Source organism: Kosakonia sp. MH5 (assembly GCF_009935945.1).
GTDB classification, from domain to species: Bacteria; Pseudomonadota; Gammaproteobacteria; order Enterobacterales; family Enterobacteriaceae; genus Kosakonia; species Kosakonia radicincitans.
Window position 1 is genome coordinate 43,195 of record NZ_QODH01000011.1, and the last position, 18,394, is coordinate 61,588.

Annotated in this window: 21 protein-coding genes; 11 read left to right on the forward strand and 10 right to left on the reverse strand. The window is 58.5% G+C overall.

What is annotated here, in order from left to right; genetic code table 11:
* The first annotated feature begins 36 nt into the window (after positions 1-36).
* Positions 37-993 carry a sensor domain-containing diguanylate cyclase gene (locus tag DK872_RS22785; protein ID WP_007370518.1) on the forward strand — a complete coding sequence of 319 codons (957 nt, stop codon included), beginning with the start codon at positions 37-39 and terminating at the stop codon, positions 991-993.
* Between the two features lie 25 nt (positions 994-1,018).
* On the opposite strand, the gene hycI is transcribed toward DK872_RS22785, so the two are convergent.
* The 9 genes from hycI to hycA form a co-directional block, all read right to left on the reverse strand.
* Complete coding sequence (hycI, locus tag DK872_RS22790) at positions 1,019-1,474, reverse strand: hydrogenase maturation peptidase HycI (RefSeq protein WP_007370517.1); 456 nt, start codon at positions 1,472-1,474, stop codon at positions 1,019-1,021.
* The gene (locus DK872_RS22795; protein ID WP_007370516.1) at positions 1,467-1,877 is read right to left on the reverse strand and encodes a formate hydrogenlyase maturation HycH family protein; all 411 of its coding nucleotides are present in this window, start codon (positions 1,875-1,877) and stop codon (positions 1,467-1,469) included. Before DK872_RS22795 ends, hycI begins: the two co-directional genes overlap by 8 nt.
* Positions 1,877-2,641 (reverse strand): NADH-quinone oxidoreductase subunit B family protein, encoded by a 765-nt coding sequence (locus tag DK872_RS22800; RefSeq protein ID WP_007370515.1) that lies wholly within the window; start codon positions 2,639-2,641, stop codon positions 1,877-1,879. The genes DK872_RS22795 and DK872_RS22800 overlap by 1 nt, the downstream gene beginning before the upstream one ends.
* The gene (locus DK872_RS22805) at positions 2,641-3,183 is read right to left on the reverse strand and encodes a formate hydrogenlyase complex iron-sulfur subunit (protein ID WP_007370514.1); all 543 of its coding nucleotides are present in this window, start codon (positions 3,181-3,183) and stop codon (positions 2,641-2,643) included. Before DK872_RS22805 ends, DK872_RS22800 begins: the two co-directional genes overlap by 1 nt.
* A gap of 16 nt (positions 3,184-3,199) precedes the next feature.
* A complete protein-coding gene (gene hycE / locus DK872_RS22810) occupies positions 3,200-4,909 on the reverse strand; it encodes a formate hydrogenlyase subunit HycE (protein ID WP_035890225.1) in 1,710 nt (569 codons plus the stop codon).
* 12 nt (positions 4,910-4,921) lie between these two features.
* Positions 4,922-5,848 (reverse strand): respiratory chain complex I subunit 1 family protein, encoded by a 927-nt coding sequence (locus DK872_RS22815; protein ID WP_161518899.1) that lies wholly within the window; start codon positions 5,846-5,848, stop codon positions 4,922-4,924.
* Positions 5,849-5,850: 2 nt separating this feature from the next.
* A complete protein-coding gene (gene hycC, locus DK872_RS22820) occupies positions 5,851-7,665 on the reverse strand; it encodes a formate hydrogenlyase subunit 3 (protein WP_161518878.1) in 1,815 nt (604 codons plus the stop codon).
* The gene (locus DK872_RS22825; RefSeq protein WP_035890220.1) at positions 7,662-8,270 is read right to left on the reverse strand and encodes a 4Fe-4S dicluster domain-containing protein; all 609 of its coding nucleotides are present in this window, start codon (positions 8,268-8,270) and stop codon (positions 7,662-7,664) included. The genes hycC and DK872_RS22825 overlap by 4 nt, the downstream gene beginning before the upstream one ends.
* 95 nt (positions 8,271-8,365) lie before the next feature.
* On the reverse strand, positions 8,366-8,833 hold the full coding sequence (gene hycA / locus DK872_RS22830; RefSeq protein ID WP_007370509.1) for a formate hydrogenlyase regulator HycA: 468 nt from the start codon (positions 8,831-8,833) through the stop codon (positions 8,366-8,368).
* A 198-nt stretch (positions 8,834-9,031) separates the two neighbouring features.
* Here hycA and hypA point away from each other — a divergent pair, with 198 nt between their 5' ends.
* From hypA to DK872_RS22865, 7 genes are read left to right on the forward strand one after another with little or no spacing between them, the layout of a single operon-like run.
* A complete protein-coding gene (hypA, locus tag DK872_RS22835) occupies positions 9,032-9,379 on the forward strand; it encodes a hydrogenase maturation nickel metallochaperone HypA (RefSeq protein ID WP_007370508.1) in 348 nt (115 codons plus the stop codon).
* 3 nt (positions 9,380-9,382) lie between these two features.
* Positions 9,383-10,255, forward strand: coding sequence for a hydrogenase nickel incorporation protein HypB (gene hypB, locus DK872_RS22840; RefSeq protein WP_007370507.1), 873 nt, complete (start codon positions 9,383-9,385; stop codon positions 10,253-10,255).
* Positions 10,246-10,518 (forward strand): HypC/HybG/HupF family hydrogenase formation chaperone, encoded by a 273-nt coding sequence (locus DK872_RS22845; protein WP_007370506.1) that lies wholly within the window; start codon positions 10,246-10,248, stop codon positions 10,516-10,518. The genes hypB and DK872_RS22845 overlap by 10 nt, the downstream gene beginning before the upstream one ends.
* Complete coding sequence (gene hypD / locus DK872_RS22850) at positions 10,518-11,639, forward strand: hydrogenase formation protein HypD (protein ID WP_007370505.1); 1,122 nt, start codon at positions 10,518-10,520, stop codon at positions 11,637-11,639. The genes DK872_RS22845 and hypD overlap by 1 nt, the downstream gene beginning before the upstream one ends.
* Positions 11,636-12,646: a hydrogenase expression/formation protein HypE gene (hypE, locus tag DK872_RS22855; RefSeq protein WP_007370504.1), complete on the forward strand. Its 1,011-nt coding sequence runs from the start codon at positions 11,636-11,638 to the stop codon at positions 12,644-12,646. Before hypD ends, hypE begins: the two co-directional genes overlap by 4 nt.
* A gap of 55 nt (positions 12,647-12,701) precedes the next feature.
* A complete protein-coding gene (flhA, locus tag DK872_RS22860) occupies positions 12,702-14,777 on the forward strand; it encodes a formate hydrogenlyase transcriptional activator FlhA (RefSeq protein WP_161518879.1) in 2,076 nt (691 codons plus the stop codon).
* A 42-nt stretch (positions 14,778-14,819) separates the two neighbouring features.
* Positions 14,820-15,248 carry a molybdopterin-binding protein gene (locus tag DK872_RS22865; RefSeq protein WP_007370502.1) on the forward strand — a complete coding sequence of 143 codons (429 nt, stop codon included), beginning with the start codon at positions 14,820-14,822 and terminating at the stop codon, positions 15,246-15,248.
* A 108-nt stretch (positions 15,249-15,356) separates the two neighbouring features.
* On the opposite strand, the gene DK872_RS22870 is transcribed toward DK872_RS22865, so the two are convergent.
* Positions 15,357-15,698 (reverse strand): nitrous oxide-stimulated promoter family protein, encoded by a 342-nt coding sequence (locus DK872_RS22870; protein ID WP_035890212.1) that lies wholly within the window; start codon positions 15,696-15,698, stop codon positions 15,357-15,359.
* 214 nt (positions 15,699-15,912) lie between these two features.
* Here DK872_RS22870 and DK872_RS27655 point away from each other — a divergent pair, with 214 nt between their 5' ends.
* From DK872_RS27655 to DK872_RS22880, 3 genes are all read left to right on the forward strand, one after another.
* Entirely contained in the window at positions 15,913-16,026 is a 114-nt protein-coding gene (locus DK872_RS27655; RefSeq protein WP_237656245.1) for a LysR family transcriptional regulator, read from the forward strand.
* A gap of 108 nt (positions 16,027-16,134) precedes the next feature.
* Positions 16,135-16,827 carry a substrate-binding domain-containing protein gene (locus tag DK872_RS22875; protein ID WP_237656246.1) on the forward strand — a complete coding sequence of 231 codons (693 nt, stop codon included), beginning with the start codon at positions 16,135-16,137 and terminating at the stop codon, positions 16,825-16,827.
* Between the two features lie 136 nt (positions 16,828-16,963).
* Positions 16,964-18,391, forward strand: a complete 1,428-nt coding sequence (locus DK872_RS22880) for a M20 family metallopeptidase (protein WP_007370498.1) — start codon at positions 16,964-16,966, stop codon at positions 18,389-18,391.
* The last annotated feature ends 3 nt before the right edge of the window (positions 18,392-18,394 follow it).

Sequence of the window (18,394 nt, forward strand, 5' to 3'; positions counted from 1 at the left end):
TACACTTGAGAAAACAAAGAAAATCGAGGATGCCCTATGATCTTCCCGGCCATGCCAGTCAATGAAAGAGAGCGGCTTAAGTCTTTGTATATGATGGATCTTCTGGATAAAAAGGATGATGAACGTTTTGACCGGCTCACCCGCACGGCAAAGACTACCTTTGATGTCCCCATCGCGGTGATAAGTCTGCTCGATCGCGATCGTCAGTGGTTGCTGTCGCGCAGCGGCATCGATACCCACGAAACGCCGCGCAATCTGTCGTTCTGCGCGCATGCGATCCTCGAAGAGGGCGTGTTTATTGTCAAAGATACCCTTGCCGATCCGCGCTTTGCCGAAAACCCGTTTGTCGTTGGCGAGCCGTGGGTGCGATTTTATGCGGGTTGCCCGGTGCGGCTGCCGGACGGCGCAATTGCCGGAACCATCTGCGTCATCGATACCTATCCGCGCCCGTTTTCCAGTGCGGAAATCAACACTCTGCTCGATTTCGCCGCCATTGTGGAAGATGAGTTTCTGATCCTCAGCATGGCAATGACCGATTTGCTGACCGGCATGCCCAACAGCCGTGGCTTTTACCGCTCCGGCGAAAAACGTTTTGCCTGGCTCAAAGAGCATAAAAAAGATCTCAGTCTGCTCTATTTCAGCATCGACAATCTGAAATCGATCAATGAATTGCTGGGGAATAAAGAGGGCGACGAGGTGGTAAAAATCTTCGCCAGCAATATGACAAAATGCCTGAAAGATCAGGATATCGCCGCCCGGCTTAGCGGAGGTGAGTTTGCGGTACTACTGGCGAACACGCCGACTCACAATGCTGATGCGTTTCTCTTCGATCTGCAATCACGCATCGATGCCATCGACCATCTTTCCGGCAAGAATTATCACATCAACTACTCGCACGGGATTATTGAAAACGGCGGCGATAAGTACACCACGCTGCGCGGCATGCTGGAAGATTGCGATAAGGTGATGTACTCGGAAAAACGCCGTCGTTAATACAGCGCCGGAAACCCGGCGCTGTTTATAGCGGCTCGAACCCGCCGTTGCCTTCCCAGCCAGCCAGCCGCTGGTAAATTGTTTCTACCGCCGCTTTCACTGGCGGCGTCATCGGGTAGTAAAAGCCGACAATATCGGGCTGAATGCCAAGAAAAATCACCTCGCCAATATCCTCTTTCAACTGATCGATCAGATAGTTGAGCGGCATATTGTGAGTGGTCATCAGGAACATCTCTGCGATGTCATCGGGATCGACAATGCGCATCTCGCCGGGGTTCAGCCCCATATCGGTAGCATCCACAATCAGCAACCGCGTCGGGCGCAGCTCGCGGATCGCCACCACGTCGTTTTCCGGTGCGCTGCCGCCGTCGATCACGCGCCAGTTTCCCTGCGGGTTTTCCGCGCACATCTGCGCCAGCAACGGGCCTGCGCCATCGTCGCCCATCATGCTGTTGCCCACGCAAAGTAATACGTCAGTCACGTAATCTCCTTACCATCAAATAGATAGCGCTTTCCTGATGAATGTCGTGCAACATCGACAGCAGCGCCCTGCTCCAGGCCTGCTGCTGTTCATTCTGCCCGGCCAACGCCCGGTCAAAGGCGTTGGCCAGCATCATCACGTGCGTGCTGTCGATAACAATCTCGCCGTAACGCGGCACGCCTTCCATTTTTCGCCGCGCTTCACTGCCGCTCTCCAGCGTGCCGATCCACGCCAGATAAGCCTCCCAAGGGCAGGAAAGCGCCGTTTCCAGGCAATCGATCACGCCAAGATGGTGACCAATCGCCAGAGAGTAATAGACCACCTGCTGCGCCTGCGGCGGCGTGGCATCATTCTCATCGACAAATTTCCGCCGCAGCTGGCTAAAGGCCACCGTCTCGCTCATCAGATTTTCGCCTCCTGCACCACCTGATTAAGGTGGCTGACAATTTCGGTCAGACGCGGATCGTTCTCCTGCGCTAACCAGCGCACCACTTCATGTTCGCCGACGCTGCGCAAGCGCAGGTAATCATCGGCAATCTGGCGGCCATAGCGGTAACCCGCGAGGCGACGTGCGGTGCGATCCACTTTCACCCGCAGCGGCTGCACCATAGTCGGATGCAGGATCTCTGCCGGTTGATCGTCCTGTTCGCCGGGCAGACGGGCATGAATTTTCTGCTCCAGCAGCCCCAGCGCCATAGCAAAACCATACAGCGTGGCGGCAGGCGTCGGCGGGCAGCCGGGAATATAGACATCCACCGGAACGATTTTATCCGTGCCGCCCCAGACACAGTACAGGTCGTGGAAGATACCACCGCTGTTACCGCATGCGCCGTAGGAGATACAGATTTTGGGATCCGGCGCAGATTGCCAGGCGCGCAGCGCCGGTGAACGCATCGCGCGGGTGACGGCGCCGGTAAACAGCAGAATGTCGGCGTGGCGCGGTGAAGGTACGACCTTAATGCCGAAGCGTTCTGCATCGAACAGCGGCGAAAGCGTCGCGAAAATCTCGATCTCACAGCCATTGCAGCCGCCGCAATCCACACGATAAACGTAAGCGGAGCGTTTGATTTTATTCAACAGCGAGGCTTTCATACTGGCGATGGATTCCTCCACCGTCATCGGCACCGGAATACCATCCGCATCACGCGGACCTATTAGCTGGCTCATTAGCTGGCCTCTCTCATATGGCGGGTCAATTCGACGCGGTCGGACGACACCAGGCATTTCTGGCGTTTGCAATCCGGGCAGGTCTCAAAGCTGGCGCGGTGCTGCTCTGCGCGGGTATCCCCGTTATGCGCCAGCAGCGCAATGGCGTAATCGATCTCTTTCTGCACCGCAAAAGGCCGCGCGCATTCGCGGCACTGGCACAGCTCGTAGCGCGACTGTTGCAGAAAATCGGCTTTGCTCCACACCGCCAGTTCGTACTCCTGAGAGAGCTTAATCGCCGCCGTTGGGCACACTTCTTCGCAGCGGGCGCAGAAAATGCAGCGCCCGAGATTAAACTGCCAGGCCAGTTCGCCGGTCGCAAGATCGGTTTCCACCGTCAGCGCGTTCGACGGGCAGGCATTGACGCACGCCGCGCAGCCAATGCACTGCTGCGGGTTGTGCTGCGGTTTGCCGCGGAAGTTTTTATCCACCGGCATCGGCGCAAGCGGATACGCGCTGGTTGCCGTCCCGGTTTTGATCACTTTTTTGATAAAGGTAAACATCGCTAGCGTTCTCCCACTATTTCAACGGCGAGTTTTTACGCTCGATCCCGTAACGCTCCAGCTCTTTGTACGGCACGACCTTGCTTTTCTTCTTGCGCACATCCACCACCGTCATGCGGTCGGTGCAGGAGTAGCAAGGATCGAGGCTGCCAATAATCAGCGGCGCATCAGAAACGGTGTTGCCGCGCAGCATATAGCGCAGCGTTGGCCAGTTGGCGTAGGTCGCCGCACGGCAACGCCAGCGATAGAGCTTCTGGTTGTCGCCGGTCATACTCCAGTGGATATCATCCCCACGCGGCGCTTCGGCAAAACCAAGGGCAAAGCGGTGCGGAATGTAGGTAAAGCCTTCAACCATCAGCGGGCCGCCGGGCAGATTATCCAGACCGAAATCGATCATGTTCAGCGCGGTCAGCACTTCGTTGATACGCACTTTCAGGCGGGAAATGACATCGCAACCCTGCTCGCTGTGCACGGTCATTGGCAACAGGCCGTAACCGGCAAACGGGTGATCGGCGCGGGTATCGCGGGCGTGACCGCTGGCGCGCACCATCGGGCCGACGTTACTGAAATCGCGGGCGATTTGCGGATCAAGACGGCCAATACCCACGGTGCGCTGCTCGATATTCGGCGTGCTCATCAGCACATCAACCAGCTCCATCACATCGCGGCGCATCTGCTGCGCCAGCGCGCGCGTCTGCACCATATCGTCTTTCAGCATGTCGCGGCGAATGCCACCGATCAGGTTCAGACCGTAGGTTTTACGCGCCCCGGTAAGAATTTCCGCCATCTTCATTGACGTTTCACGCACGCGGAAAAACTGCATAAACCCGGAGTCAAAACCGACAAAATGGCAAGCCAGACCGAGGTTTAACAGGTGCGAGTGCAGACGTTCCACCTCCAGCAGAATGGCACGGATCATCTGCGCGCGTTCCGGCACCACGATGCCCATCGCGTTCTCTACCGAGGTGGTGTAAGCGGTACTGTGGGCAAACCCACAGATGCCGCACACGCGATCCGAGAGAAAGGTGACTTCGTTGTAACCCATGCGGGTTTCCGCCAGTTTCTCCATCCCGCGATGCACATAGAACATGCGGTAGTCGGCATCGACAATATTCTCGCCATCCACAAACAGGCGGAAGTGGCCCGGTTCATCCGACGTAACGTGCAGCGGGCCAATCGGCACCACATTGTTTTTCTTGTCGCCCAGCTCGTTGATGAATTCATAAGTTTCCGCGTCGGTGGTCGGCGCGGGGCGCTGGCGATAATCCATGCTGTCTTTACGCAGCGGATAGAGTTCGTCCGGCCAGTCATCCGGCAGCACCAGGCGGCGCTCATCCGGCAAACCGACCGGCACCAGGCCATACATATCACGCACTTCGCGCTCGCCCCACACGGCCGCAGGCACGCGCGGCGTCACGGATGGATACTCCGGTTTCAGCGCATCGACTTCAACGCGCACCGTTATCCAGCATTTGACGCCCTGCTCCATCGACAGCACGTAGTAAACGGCAAAGTGACCGTTCAGCTTGCGCTCGTCGTTACCAAACAGCACCGACAGCCAGCCGCCCTGCTGGTAGTAAAGAAACTCCACCACCTCCGGCAGGTAGTTCACTTTCACGGTAAGGGTGATTTGGTCTTTGGTCTGCCACGCTTCATCCAGCACTACGCCGGGAAATTTCTCGTGCAGCGCAGCCAGATAGTGTTGACCGATTTTTTCTTCAGACATGCATAAACTCTCTTAATACGTCGCCAGTAAGGAGACGAACGCTAAAAAGGCAACGCCGAACCCGGCCCAGGTGACACGTGACGTGGCAGCAAAACGCAGGCGCGCCATGCTGTTTTCAAACAGGGCAATCACCAGTACGCCAACGATTAATTTCACTACCGCCACCACCAGCACCAGCAGCAGACCCGCCGCGCTGAAGCTGCTCATCTGCCCCCACGGCAGAAAGACGCCGACAAACATTTGCAGCACCACCAGCTGTTTTAAGCTGATCCCCCACTTCAGCAGCGCAAAGCCGCTGCCGCTGTACTCCGACAGCGGCCCTTCCTGCAACTCCTGCTCCGCTTCCGCAAGATCAAACGGCAGTTTGCCCATTTCGATAAAGGTGGCGAACGCGCAGGCGCAGAGCGCCAGAAACAGCGGGATTGAAGCCGCGCGCGGCCAGTGGTAAACGGTGTCGGTGATATGGCTGATATGAGTGGAACCTGCGACCAGAGCCGCCACCCACAAACCGAGCAGCAAAATCGGTTCAACCAGCACGCCCAGCATCGCTTCGCGGCTGGCGCCGATGCCGGTAAACGGGCTACCGGTATCCAGCCCGGCAATAGCAAAGAAGAAGCGAGCGATGGCGAACAGATAGATCAGGGTGATCAAATCGCCCAGCAAAGGCAGCGGCGAGTTAATGGTGATCACCGGCAAAGCCGTCGCAATGCTCAGCATCACGCCCACCATCACAAACGGCATCAGGCGAAACACCCAGCCGGACGCTGCAGGCGCAATACTCTGGCGGCCCAGCAATTTGACCAGGTCGCGGTACTCTTGCAGCACGCCAGGCCCACGGCGATTGTGCAACCGGGCGCGCGCCACGCGGCTGATACCGGACAGCAGCGGCGCAAAGGCAAACAGCACCAGCGCCTGCAATAACGCATACAGAAAATTCATCATCAGGCTCCTCGGGAAATCACCACAACCACCAGCACCGCCAGCTCAATCAGTGCCAGCCGACGAAACAGCAGCGGCGCCGCGTCGGTACGCCAGCCGGGCAGAATCAGCGTGGGCTCCAGCCATTTGCGCAGCTTCAACACCGGGGCAAATGCGGCTTTTACCGGCATGGCAAAACCGTGGGCGGTGATCACCATTGAGCCTTCATGATCGTAGCCGCAGACCCAGGCGCTTCCGCGGCTGCGGGACGGAAGACGATCGCCTTTAAACAGCACCATCAACAGCAGCGGCAGCAGTGGCATGGCAATCAGCAGCAGCGTGATCATCGGTTGCGACACCACCGTGTTCGCGGTGTGCAGCGGCAGCGGTACGGCGGCATACAGACGCGGCAGCAGCCACGGCGCAGCAACGCCGCCAATAACGCAGCAGAGTGCCAGTACGGCCACGCTTGCGGTCATCAGCCAAGGAATGGATTGCGGGTTTTCCGCCTGCGGGGTGCGCGGCGCGCCAAGGAAGGTGACGCCATAGACTTTCGCCATACACATCACCGCCAGCGCACCGGTTATCGCCAGGCCAACGGCCAGCAGCGGCCCAATCAGTTGCAGGACAAAGTGGCCGCTACCGCTCAGGCTGAAGAAGGATTGATAAATCACCCACTCACCGGCAAAGCCATTGAGCGGCGGCAGCGCCGCCATCGCCATCAGCCCGACCAGCATCGCCAGCGAGATAAGCGGCATTTTTTTGCCGATACCGCCCAGTTTTTCGATATCGCGATAGCCGGTGCCAAACCACAGCGCACCCGCGCCAAGAAACAGCGTGCTCTTAAACAGGCTGTGGTTGAAAAGGTGATACAGACCGCCAACCAGCCCCAGCGCCATCAGCGCCGGTTGCTGCAATGCCAGCCCGGTTACGCCCGCGCCAAGGCCAAGCAAAATGATGCCGATGTTTTCCAGCGTGTGATACGCCAGCAGGCGCTGAATATTGTGCTCCATCAGCGCATACAAACCGCCGACAAAGGCGGTGATCATGCCGAATACCAGCAGCACAACGCCCCACCACAGCGGCGGCTGGCCGCCCAGCAAGGAGAAACTGAGAATGCCGAACAGCCCGACTTTCATCACCACCGTAGAAAAGAGCGCGGCGGCCGGCGCTTGCGCGCTGGCATGCGCCTGCGGCGCCCAGGCGTGCAACGGAATAATCCCCGCCAGCAAACCAAAACCAATCACCCCCAGCAGCCAGACGCCACTGCTCAGTTGTTGCCCGCTAAGCTGAACAAAATCGAGCGTCTGATAACGCTGCCAGATAAACCAGCAGGCCAGCACCAGCAGCACCGTGCCAAGACGCCCCATGGCAAACCACAGCTTGCCAGAGGCGCTGCACCCGGTAAGAAACACCGCGCTCAGCGCCATGATTTCGCTCATCACGACCAGCTCGCCCAGATTCGCGGCGCAGACGGCGCACAGCGCGGCGGCCAGTAGCAAATTGATCAACAACCCGTTGGCTTTCACCGCGTCATGGCGGTGCCAGTGGATGTTATAGAGGCTGATAAGCAGGCCGCAGAGGCCGAAGGTGATCACCCACACGGCACGCAGGGGTGTGATCAGTAACGGGTACTGCAACAGCGTCAGGCTGCCGGAAACGGCATCAGCGCCCAGCAGCGACAACAACCCGGCGGCTGTCGCCATGGCGCTGCCGATTGCGCCGCCAAGACCGGCCAGCCAGCCGCTGAGAATTTTCGCCCGCGTAAACAGGTACGCCAGCGCAGCAGCGCAGATAAACACCGCCACCGCGCCGTTGAGCAAAGAGAGGATCGTCATTTTGCACTCCGGTTAAGCTGGGTAAACAGCGACAAATCGCCGTAGTCCGTATTCAGGGTCTGCTCGCGTTTGCGACGGCTGGCGCGGGCGATGTCGAGGTTATTGACCAGATGCAGCGCCTTGGTCGGGCACATCCGCACGCAGGCCGGGCCTTGATCATCGAAATGGCAGAGATCGCACTTCACGGCGATAGCCCGCACGCCAGGCACCCAGTCCAGCAGCGTACTGACGCGAGCAGGCGCAGGCGGCGCGGCGGGTGCGAGCGGCGAGTTAACGTTGGCCGGAATATCCAGCGGACGGCTACCGGCAAATTCGATAGCGCCAAACGGGCAGGCAATCGCGCACAGTTTGCAGCTTACGCACAGGCTTTCATTTAACTGCACCGCGCCATCGACGCGATTAATGGCATTTACCGGACAAACGCCCGCACAGGGCGCGTCTTCGCAGTGGTGGCACTGCTGCGGCGCGGATTCATGTTCATTACGCATCACACGCAGCCGCGGCATCGACTGCAAGCCATACGCGCGGTGCGTCTCCGCGCAGGCCGCCTCGCAGGTGTGGCAGCCGATACAGAGCGCCGGGTCGGCAATTACAAAACGGTTCACCAGCTAATCCTCAGGTGATTCACCCAGTCCGGGCGGTCATTTTTGACGAAATCAGTCGCACGACGTGTCACTTCGACACATCTCGACACCCAAACTCAGGCCAGCGCAGACGCGTGCGCGCTGCTGGCAAGAAGAGAGAGATTGATGGGGGTATCGTTTTCCACCGCCGCGTACAGGCTGTCGTAAACCGTGGCGATTTTTTCCAGATAGTGCTCCAGCACTTTTTCACGATCGTGGGTGCTGATAACGCCGTCCACTTTGCCGTCGCTGGTGAGCTGCGCCTTTGCAATCAAGCGTTTATCGCTGCCATCTTTATTGGCAATCGCATATTCGATGGTATGACCATTAAAGCCGCCGGTCAGAGAGACGGTGACCGTGAAGTGGCCGAACAGCTCAAAACAGAGCTGCTGCTCTGGCGCGCAACCTATGGCATGGTGCAGGCGCGCTTTTGACAGCGTGATCCCCTGAACCAGCGCGTTGCAGTAACTGCGCCACTCCTCCTGCAGGAGATGGTGTCGCCCGGCAATGTAATCTGCCTTTTCGCTAATTTCCCAAATCGTCATGTCTGCTTACCTGATTAATTGAAACAACGGCGGTAAAGCATCATCCATGCCAACATTTAATTTATTGATTATTAAAGGAATAAATAAAAATATTCGTTAATTTCGACGTGTCATCTCGACAGGTTCGACATCGTCACAGTGTCAAAATCACTCATGGCACTCTTATTGCATTAACGCGGCAACTCATAAGGAGGGATTATGCATGAGATCACTTTGTGCCAGCGGGCGCTGGAAATTATTGAACAACAGGCCACCGCGAGCGGCGCGCGTCGGGTTACCGGCGTCTGGTTAAAAGTGGGCGCATTTTCCTGTGTCGAAACCGAAGCTTTAACGTTTTGTTTTGATCTGGTGTGCCGTGGCAGCCTGGCTGAAGGTTGTACACTGCACATCGAACAACAGCAAGCGGAGTGCTGGTGCGAGTCTTGTCGGCAGTACGTCACGCTGCTCACCCAGCGTGTTCGCCGCTGCCCACAATGCCACAGCGACCAGTTGCAGATCGTTGCCGACGATGGAATGCAAATTCAGCGCCTGGAAATTGAGGAGTAAACAATGTGTACAACATGTGGTTGTCAGGACGGTAACCTTTATATCGAGGGTGACGAACATAACCCGCACTCTGCGTTTCGCAGCGCACCGTTCGCCCCTGCTGCGCGCCCTGCGCTAACTATAACACGCGTCAATACCCGAGAGTTCACCCCAACCCAATCGGGTAACGGCGATTTGCATTACGGTCACGGCGAAGCCGGCACCCACGCGCCGGGCATGAGCCAGCGCCGGATGCTGGAAGTGGAGATCGACGTACTGGATAAAAATAACCAGATCGCCGCCCGCAACCGCGCCCGCTTTGCCGCCCGCCAGCAACTGGTGCTGAACCTGGTCTCCAGCCCTGGCTCCGGCAAAACCACCCTGCTTACCGAAACCCTGCAGCGCCTGAATGCGCGCGTACCCTGCGCGGTGATCGAAGGGGATCAGCAAACCGTCAATGACGCCGCGCGTATTCGCGCCACCGGTACCCCGGCGATTCAGGTGAACACCGGCAAGGGTTGCCACCTGGATGCGCAGATGATTGCCGATGCTGCGCCGCGTCTGCCGCTCGACGATCGCGGCATTCTGTTTATTGAAAACGTTGGTAACCTGGTATGCCCGGCGGGCTTCGATCTGGGCGAACGCCATAAAGTGGCGGTACTGTCAGTGACTGAAGGGGAAGACAAGCCGCTGAAATATCCGCACATGTTCGCTGCCGCCTCGCTGATGCTGCTGAACAAAGTGGATCTGCTGCCGTACCTCAATTTCGATGTCGAACGCTGCATCGCCTACGCCCGTGAAGTGAACCCGCAGATTGAGATCCTGCTGGTTTCCGCCACCAAAGGTGACGGGATGGACGCCTGGCTCGACTGGCTGGAGACACAACGATGTGCATAGGCGTACCGGGGCAAATTTGCGCCATTGACGGCCTGCAAGCCAAAGTGGACGTCTGCGGCATTCAGCGCGACGTGGATTTAACCCTGGTCGGCAGCCATGATGAACACGGCCAGCCGCGTCTCGGCCAGTGGGTGCTGGTGCATGTCGGTTTTGCCATGAGCGTGATTAACGAAGCGGAGGCGCTGGATACGCTGGCGGCGCTGCAAAACATGTTCGATGTCGAGCCGGATGTCGGCGCGCTGCTCTACGGCGAGGAGAAATAATGCGTTTTGTCGACGAATATCGCGCCCCGGAACAGGTGATGCAACTGATTGCCCATCTGCGCGAACGGGCCTCTCATCTTAGCTATACCGCCGCGCGTCCGCTGCGCATTATGGAAGTGTGCGGCGGCCATACGCACGCCATCTTTAAATTCGGCCTCGATCAGTTACTGCCGGAAAACATCGAGTTTATCCACGGGCCGGGCTGCCCGGTGTGCGTGTTACCAATGGGGCGTATTGATACCTGCGTGGAGATCGCCAGCCATCCGGAAGTGATCTTCTGTACTTTCGGCGACGCCATTCGTGTACCGGGGAAAAAAGGCTCGCTGTTACAGGCGAAAGCGCGCGGTGCCGATGTGCGCATCGTCTATTCACCGATGGATGCGCTGGCGCTGGCGGAAAAAAATCCGCAGCGCAAAGTGGTGTTCTTCGGCCTCGGTTTCGAAACCACCATGCCCGCCACGGCCATTACGCTGCAACAGGCGAAAGCCCGCAACATCAATAACTTCTGGTTTTTCTGCCAGCACATTACGCTGATCCCTACGCTGCGCAGCCTGCTGGAGCAGCCGGATAACGGCATCGACGCTTTCCTTGCGCCCGGCCATGTCAGCATGGTGATCGGTACCGACGCGTACACCTTTATTGCCGAAGAATTTCGCCGCCCGCTGGTGGTTGCCGGGTTTGAACCACTGGATCTGTTGCAGGGCGTGGTAATGCTGGTGGAACAGAAAATCGCTGCGCAGAGCCGGGTGGAAAACCAGTACCGCCGTGTCGTGCCGGATGAAGGTAACCGGCTGGCGCAGGCTGCGATTGCCGATGTATTTGCCGTCAGCGGCGACAGCGAGTGGCGCGGGCTGGGGGTGATTGGCGAATCCGGTGTCCATCTGACGCAGGCTTATCAGCAGTTCGATGCCGAAGCGCACTTTCGCCCGGCCGCGCAGCAGGTGTATGACGATCCGCGCGCCCGCTGCGGCGATGTGCTGACCGGCCGCTGCAAACCGCACCAGTGCCCGCTGTTTGGCAACACCTGTAATCCGCAAAGCGCCTTTGGTGCGCTGATGGTCTCCTCAGAAGGAGCCTGCGCAGCCTGGTATCAGTATCGCGCTCAGGAGTGTGAAGTATGAATGAAGTCCAACTCGCCCACGGCAGCGGCGGCCAGGCGATGCAACAGCTTATCAGCCAGCTCTTTATGGAGGCGTTTGCCAACCCGTGGCTGGCCGAGCAGGAAGATCAGGCGCGGCTGGATCTGGCCGCGCTGGCTGCCAGCGGCGACAGGCTGGCATTCTCCACCGACAGCTATGTGATCGATCCGCTGTTCTTTCCCGGCGGCAATATTGGCAAGCTGGCGGTGTGCGGCACCGCCAACGACATCGCCGTCAGTGGCGCGACACCGCGCTATCTCTCTTGCGGGTTTATCCTTGAAGAAGGCCTGCCGATGGCGACGCTGAAAACCGTCGTCGACAGCATGGCCGCCACCGCCCGCGCGGCCGATATCGCGATTGTGACCGGCGATACCAAAGTGGTGCAGCGCGGCGCGGCGGATAAGCTATTTATCAATACCGCCGGGATTGGCGCGATTCCACGTTCGATTCGCTGGGCGGCGCAGTCGCTGCAACCGGGCGATGTACTGCTGGCAAGCGGTACGCTGGGCGATCACGGCGCAACGATTCTTAACTTGCGCGAAGGGCTGGGGCTGGACGGCGAGTTGTCCAGCGATTGCGCGGTGCTGACGCCGTTAATCGCCACCCTGCACGATCTTCCCGGCGTGAAAGCGCTGCGCGATGCCACGCGCGGCGGCGTGAATGCGGTGGTGCATGAGTTTGCCGCAGCCTGCGGCTTCGGTATCGAGCTCAACGAAGCCGCGTTACCGGTGAAACCGGCGGTGCGCGGCGTTTGCGAGTTACTGGGGCTGGAAGCGCTGAACTTTGCCAACGAAGGCAAACTGGTGATTGCCGTACAGCGCGAGGCCGCAGAGCAGGCGCTGTCACGTTTACGCGCCCACCCGCTTGGCGCGGATGCCGCTATCATTGGTGAAGTTGTTGAACGTCAGGGCGTACGCCTGGCGGGGCTGTACGGCGTTAAACGCCTGTTAGATTTACCCCACGCGGAACCGTTACCGCGTATTTGCTAATTTTTTGTTTTTTATTATTTTTTCACACCTGCGAGTGTGTTCCTGGATGAGCAATATGTCGTATACACCGATGAGCGATCTCGGACAACAGGGGTTGTTCGATATCACCCGTGTTTTGTTACAACAGCCGGATATGGCGTTACTCAGCGAAACGCTGGCCCGGCTGACCCGCCAGGCGGCACTCGCGGATAGCGCGGCGATTGTGCTGTGGCATGCAGACAGCCACAGCGCCAGCCGCTACGCCGTCAACGCCCCTGCAAACAACGCAACTTATGAGGATCATTTACTGCTGGCGAGTGGGCCGGTCAGGCACATTCTTTCCCACCCGCAGGCGCTCTATTGCAGCGCAGCCACGTTTGCGGAAACCTGGCCGGCGCTGACGCAGAACCGGCTCTATCCGCCGTTTGCGCACTACTGCCTGCTGCCGCTGGCGGCGGAGGGGCAAATTTTCGGCGGCTGCGAATTTTTTCGCCACGACGGGCAACCGTGGAGCGATAAAGAGAGCGAACGCCTGCACACCCTGGCGCAAATCGTCGCCGTGGTCGCCGAGCAGCTCCAGAGCCGCGACAGCCAGACGCCGGATTACCAATTATTGTGCCAGGAGCGGGACGATTTTCGCATTCTGGTAGCCATCACCAATGCGGTGCTCTCGCGGCTGCATATGGACGAGCTGGTCAGCGAAGTGGCGAAAGAGATCCACTACTATTTCGGCATCGATGCTATCAGCCTGGTGCTACGCGGCAGCCGCAAAGGCAAGCTGACTATCTATTCGACGCACTACAAAGATGAACTGAATCCGAAGCATGAGATTCAGGAAGCCGACGAAGAGGGAACGCTGACCGAACGGGTGTTCCGCAGCAAAGAGATGCTGCTGCTCAATCTGCACGAGCGCGACAAACTCGCGCCCTACGAGCGAATGTTGTTTGAAACCTGGGGCAATCAAATCCAGACGCTGTGCCTGCTGCCGCTGATGTCCGGCAAAAATCTGCTCGGCGTGCTGAAACTGGCGCAGTGCCAGAAAGAGGTGTTTACCCAGGCGAATCTCAAGCTGCTGCGCCAGATTGCCGAACGCATCGCCATTGCCGTGGATAACGCGCTGGCGTACCAGGAAATTCACCGCCTGAAGGAGCGGCTGGTGGATGAAAACCTGGCACTGACCGAGCAGCTAAATAATGTCGATAGCGAGTTTGGCGAGATCATCGGCCGCAGCCAGGCGATGTTCAGCGTGCTGAAACAGGTTGAGATGGTGGCGCAAAGTAACAGCACGGTGCTGATCCTCGGCGAAACGGGCACCGGCAAGGAGCTGATTGCCCGTGCGATCCATAACCTCAGCGATCGCAACAGCCGCAGAATGGTGAAGATGAACTGCGCCGCCATGCCTGCCGGGCTGCTGGAAAGCGATCTCTTTGGCCATGAGCGCGGCGCGTTTACCGGTGCCAGTACCCAGCGAATTGGCCGCTTCGAGCTGGCGGATAAAAGCTCGCTGTTTCTTGATGAAGTGGGCGATATGCCGCTGGAGCTACAACCGAAGCTGCTGCGCGTATTGCAGGAGCAGGAGTTCGAGCGGCTCGGCAGTAATAAACTGATCCAGACCGATGTGCGGCTGATCGCCGCCACCAACCGCGATCTGAAACAGATGGTCGCCGATCGGGAGTTCCGCAGCGATCTTTACTACCGGCTCAATGTCTTCCCGATTCATCTGCCGCCGCTGCGCGAACGGCCGGAAGACATTCCGCTGCTGGTGAAAGCCTTCACCTTCAAAATTGCCCGCAAAATGGGCCGCAGCATCGACAGTATTCCGGCGGAAACCTTACGCGTGCTGAGCTCCATGGAGTGGCCGGGCAACGTGCGCGAGCTGGAGAACGTCATCGAACGGGCGGTACTGCTGACGCACGGTAATGTGCTGCAACTTTCGCTGCCGGAAATCACCGTTCCGCCTCAGCCCGTAGCGGAGCCTGCTGAAGTGGCTCGCGAAGGCGAAGATGAGTACCAGCTGATTGTTCGTGTGCTGCGCGAAACCAACGGTGTGGTCGCCGGGCCAAAAGGCGCAGCGCAGCGGCTGGGACTTAAACGCACCACCCTGCTTTCGCGCATGAAACGTTTAGGTATCAATAAAGACGCACTATGTTAAGCTGGAAAAATATTCAACATATCCATACATAATGGAGGGTCTATGGCAGTTTCAGCGCGAAATCAATTAACAGGCAAGGTCAGTGCAACCTCTCACGGTGCCGTGAATGATGAAGTGGAACTCACTCTCGACGGCGGCGCAACGCTGGTGGCGATTGTCACCAGCAGCAGCCAGGCGGCGCTGGGGCTGACACCAGGCAAAGAGGCTATCGCGCTGATCAAAGCGCCGTGGGTGACGCTAGCGACCGAAGATAGCGGGTTGAAGTTCTCCGCCCGCAATCAGTTCGCCGGGAAAGTCACTTCGGTGACCGAAGGCGCGGTCAATGCCACGGTGCATGTGCAGACCGATGCCGGGTTTGAGCTGGTGGCGGTGGTGACCAATGAAAGCGTGCAGGATTTGCAGTTGGACAGCGGTAAACGCGTGATTGCGCTGATTAAGGCGTCGGCGATTTTGATCGCTACGCGCGCCTGAGTGCAGCCGCAGTTGCAGGCCGGATAAGGCGAAGCTGCCATCCGGCCTGCACCGCTGGTGAACGAAATAATTCCACGATCTTCCAAAAACGCCGGACGGCAACTCAACCTATTTCCGCCGATACTTCTCCGGCAGCTCTGGCACCGGGCGTTTATCGTCAATCAAATGGCGTACCGTCAGCACCGGATGCCGCCATAACATACGCGGCCCCGCCCAGCGCATAATCTGCTTCATCTCTTCACGCTTTGCGGGCTGGTAACAGTGCACCGGGCACTGCTTACAGGCCGGTTTTTCTTCGCCGAACACGCACTTATCCAGCCGTTTTTCCGCATAAGCGAACAAATTCACATAGTGCGACTCGCTGCTAACCGCATCCGCGCAGGCACGCTGATAGAGCGCGATCATTTTGCGGATGGTCAGTTTCTCCCGCAGGATCCGTGGACCAGACATACACAATACCCATCAATTAAGATGCATTAATAATACATCTTAATATAACTCCGTTGCACCTCATTAGTGCACTTTCTGCGCAATCATGGGGGCCTCTTCCCCGGCCCTGCGCTGCAGTGCGCGTGAACGCCCGCCTGCAAGAGTGGCGCGTTTCTTGCGTAACTGACTGTTTACCCGAGGAGACGTTTTCCCATTCATTTCACAAGGTATCGCTATGGAATTGAAATGGTTCGAAGATTTTCTCAGTGTCGCCCGCAGTCTTAGCTTCACGCGCGCCGCCGATGAGCGGCACATCACCCAGTCCGCCCTTAGCCGTCGCATCCGCTAACTGGAAGAGTGGCTTGGCGTCCCGCTGTTCGATCGCAAAACCTATCCGGTCACGCTGACGCCGGAGGGCGAAGCCTTTCACGCCACCGCCAGCGAAACCGTGTTCGCCATGACCCATCTGCGTAACGATCTCAACCAGCGCTTTCGTTCCCGCACGGCGGTGTTGCGCTTTGCCATGCTCAATACCCTGTCGCTGACCTTTTTCCCGGACTGGATCCAGCGCCTGAACCTGCAACACCAGCTTGGATATATCCGCATGTGCAACTCCAAGCCGAGCTTTGTCGAGCACATCGCCACTCTGCACAGCGGCGAAACCGATTTTCTGCTTACCTACGCCCACGATGCAGTGTCGCTGATCCGCCAGCTTGCGCCTTACCCGATGATCCATTTAGGCCGCGAATGGGCGATTCCGGTCTGCCGACCGGACAGCGGCGGGCAGCCGCTTTACCCCATCAACCCCAATGGACGTCCGATTCCGTGGCTGAGCTACGGCAGCCACTCCTTTTTCGCCCATGCGTTGGCGCAAATGCTGAGCGAACGCCCGTTGCCGCTGGAAGCCGTGTATGAAAACGGCATGTCGGCCAACCTGAAAGCGATGACGCTGGCGGGCGGCGGCGTTGCCTGGCTGCCGCTGAGCCTTGTTCATGAGGAGTTGTCAAACGGCACGCTGGTGCGCGCCGGCAGCAGCGACCAGGAGATCAAACTGGCGATCCGTCTCTATCGCCAGCCGGTGCTGCGCAACCCGCAAGCGGAACAACTTTGGCAGTTGATCCAGCAGAGCGAAACCGCCCATGCCGCCTGATGGCGGCAGACTATGCAAGAACGGAATAGCCAGTGTGAATTGCTCATTGGCCTTTTACGAACCGTTGCCCTCATTCTGGTGGTACAGCGACGTTAACGCGTGCGCATTATGCCGACCAACCAAACTGGGGAGTATCATGGAAAACAAAGCGTTAGTCTGGAAGTGGGTAGAGAACTATCAGCACGATTTCTGCGATCTCAGCGATCGTGTATGGGGTACACCAGAGATCTGCTACACCGAATACCGCTCGGTGGCCGAACATACCGCCATGCTAAAAACGCAAGGTTTCCGCGTCACTGAAAACGTCGCCGGTATTCCTACCGCCGTAATGGGCGAAGCGGGAAGCGGCGGGCCGATCATCGCTTTCCTAGGTGAATACGATGCATTGCCTGGTCTGAGCCAGGCCTCCGGCGTCGCGCACTACTCGCCGCTGCCGGGCAACGGTCATGGACACGGTTGCGGGCATAATCTGCTCGGCTCCGGCGCCATGCTGGCAGCCACCGCGCTGAAAGCCTGGCTGGAAGAGACCGGCACGCCGGGCCGAGTACGTTACTACGGTTGTCCGGCGGAAGAAGGCGGCGCGGCGAAATCCTTTATGGCGCGCGCCGGAGCTTTCGATGGTGTTGATGTGGCGATCACCTGGCATCCCAGCGCACATCATGAAGTGGCGAAACCGCTGTCGCTGGCCAATACCCGCATGGATTTCTTCTTCACTGGCCGCTCCTCCCACGCCGCCGCCTCCCCACATTTAGGCCGCAGCGCGCTCGACGCCGCAGAATTGATGAACGTGGGCGTCCAGTTTCTGCGTGAGCATGTACCGCAGGATTCCCGCATCCATTACGCGATGCTCGATTCCGGCGGCATTGCGCCAAACGTGGTGCAGGCGAAAGCAGCGGTGCGCTACGCCATTCGCGCGCGCGATGTCCACGCCATGTTTGAACTGAACGAACGCGTAAAACGTGTGGCGCAGGGCGCTGCGCTGATGACCGACACCAAAGTGGAGATCAGCATCATGAGCGCCGTCTCTAACCTGCTCGGCAACCGTCCGCTGGAAGAGGCGATGCAGCGCAATCTGGAAAGCCTTGGTACGGTGCCGTTCGACGATGCCGACATGGCCTTTGCCGCTGAAATCCAGGGCACGCTCTCCGAAGAGGAGATTGCCAGTTGCTATCGCAAAACCGGGATTAAACCCGCAAACCCGAAACCGCTCAGCGACTACATCATCCCGCTGGATACCCACGGCGAAGTGATGATTGGCTCCACCGACGTCGGCGATGTCAGTTGGGTGCTGCCGACCGTGCAGGCGCATATTCCCACCATGGCGATTGGCACGCCGGGCCACTCCTGGCAACTCACCGCACAGGGCAAGATGCCTGCCGCCCATAAAGGCCTTTCCCATGTGGCGAAAGTGATGGCTGCCACTGCCGTCGATGTGTTGACCGACAAGGTACTACTGGCGCAAGTGAAAAAAGCGCACTTCGAGCAGGTGAGCGAAAAACCGTATCACTGCCCTATCCCGGAAGAGGTGATGCCGCCCATCCAGCCACGCCCGGCCACGTTATAAGGA